This is a genomic window from Vibrio sp. 1288, assembly GCF_033344475.1.
This window is the reverse complement of the sequence record NZ_JAWPOX010000509.1, coordinates 1-708: the sequence shown is the minus strand read 5'-3', so window position 1 is coordinate 708 and position 708 is coordinate 1. Positions and strand designations below refer to the sequence as shown.

The 708-nt window shown below is 42.9% G+C and carries 1 protein-coding gene; it reads left to right on the top strand.

Annotation, left to right across the window (positions count from 1 at the left end; genetic code table 11):
* The first annotated feature begins 184 nt into the window (after positions 1–184).
* Positions 185–634 carry an Lrp/AsnC family transcriptional regulator gene (locus R8O11_RS27685; protein WP_005485150.1) on the top strand — a complete coding sequence of 150 codons (450 nt, stop codon included), beginning with the start codon at positions 185–187 and terminating at the stop codon, positions 632–634.
* Positions 635–708: the final 74 nt, after the last annotated feature.

The following is a 708-nucleotide window of genomic DNA, read 5'->3' as shown; positions in this document are numbered from 1 at the left end:
ACGGTCACTAAAATTGCAGCGTATCCCAAAATCATCGTTGTCGCGTCCATGTGTAAAGTTCGCTGTAATTATTGAACGAAACTGACGCATCATGTTGGCAAAATGTGACGTACTTTGTTTTAGTATTGGTGTTAAACTGCGTTTAATTAATTAAATCTAGTGATTTTTGGCAAAGGGAGTTGGCATGGACAAAATTGATAGGCAGTTACTTCATCTCATACAGAAAGACGCCACATTAACGACAGCGGAGCTCGCTGACCAAGTAGGGCTCTCTGCTTCACCATGTGCGAGGCGCTTAAAACGTCTTGAACAAGAAGGGGTTATCAGCGGATATCGAGCAATGATCTCACGTGGCGCAGTAGGCATTGCGATGACGGTGTTCGTTGAAGTGAGTTTGAATAATCACCAAGCGTCGTCAATCGATGAGTTTGAAACCGCAATCGTCGATATGGATGAGGTGATTTCTTGTCACGTTGTATCTGGCGCTTACGATTATTTATTGGAAGTGGTAAGTAAAGATCTTCCCGGATACGAAAGCTTCACGAGAAAGCTGCAAAGGTTAGAAAACGTCAAAGACATCCACACACACCTTGCTATTCGGCAGGTAAAAGGAAATGGCTGTTTACCCATTTAATTTGATCATTGTGCCTGTAGTGAGCAAGAGGGGAGATAAATGAAGTGGCTCGATAGATTGAAGATTGCCAACTA

Bases quoted from the DNA above. Each gene is read 5' to 3' on its own strand.
- R8O11_RS27685 (WP_005485150.1), top strand. From the start codon at position 185: ATGGACAAAATTGATAGGCAGTTACTTCATCTCATACAGAAAGACGCC.